We start from the raw sequence: 1,020 nt of genomic DNA on the forward strand, positions 1-1,020 counted from the left end.
GGGCGGGGGGGTCGGGGGGGGGGGGTGTCTGGTCGGGGGGGCGACCCCCCGGGGGGGGGGGGGGGGCTGGGGGGGGGGGGGGGGGGGGGTCTGGGCGGCCCGGGCCACGGCCCTGACGGGCGGGGCCGCGGGGCCGGGGCCCCGGGGCGCCGGATCTGCGTCGCCCCGGTGCTTTGCGGGTTTTCCGTACCGGGCTGGGTCCGCTTTTCCGCACGGGGCTGGGCCCCGGCGCGTACGCCTTCCGTACCGGCCGGGTGTCCGTACTGCCCATACCGCTCGTGTACCGCTCGTATACCGCTCGTACGAAGGGGCGGGGCGATGCCACACGGCCGGGGCGCGTAGGCGGCGGCCCGCGGCGCTGATGTGGGGGAGCCGCGTCCGCGGGCGGTGGGTGCGGGCGTCGTAGGGTGGGCGGTCATCCGTCGGGGGGCGGGGGGGGGGAATTGCCGGGCGTGCGACGGGGGCGCGGTGCGGGGACGGGGCGCTGGCCTGCGAGGTCGGCGAGCCGCGGTCGATTTGACGGGTCTCGGACAGTTTCGAGGCGGTCAAGGCAGTGTCTTAACCGGGGGTCACTCGGTTAGATGAGCGTGGACACCAGAACACCCCGCACACCTCCGGGGGGAAGCTCACCGGGTTTTGACGATGAGCCGCACCTGAACATGGCGAAGGTGCCGAGCGACCCCGCACAGGTGATCGTCTCGCACGCGAGCTTCCGCGTGCAGCTCGCCACCCCGGTCCGGAGCAGCGCGCTCGCGGAGACGGCGCGCATCGCCGCGCTCGCCGGGGCTGGTGCCGGCCTAGGGGCGCGCCCGGCCAGGCGCCGCGCTCCGGTCGTGTGGAGCGGTCGCACCAGCCCGGGCGACGGCGCCGCGACCCATCTGCTCCAGGCCGTACGGCAGTCCGAGGTCAGCCTGGCCGCCGCCGCGGCGGCCGGCGCCGCGCGCGGCGCGCCCGCCCGGCGCACCTTCCCGGTGCGGCTGCTGCCGGCGGACCAGGTGGCCGCCGGCCTCGCACTTGCCA

The 1,020-nt window shown here is 77.5% G+C and carries 1 pseudogene; it reads left to right on the plus strand.

Going from position 1 to position 1,020, the window contains the following annotated elements:
- Positions 1-581: 581 nt before the first annotated feature.
- Positions 582-1,020 (plus strand): annotated as a pseudogene (locus tag AAHZ94_RS34510) (hypothetical protein); the annotation flags it as partial.

Source organism: Streptomyces sp. HSW2009 (assembly GCF_040240285.1).
Lineage (GTDB): Bacteria > Actinomycetota > Actinomycetes > Streptomycetales > Streptomycetaceae > Streptomyces.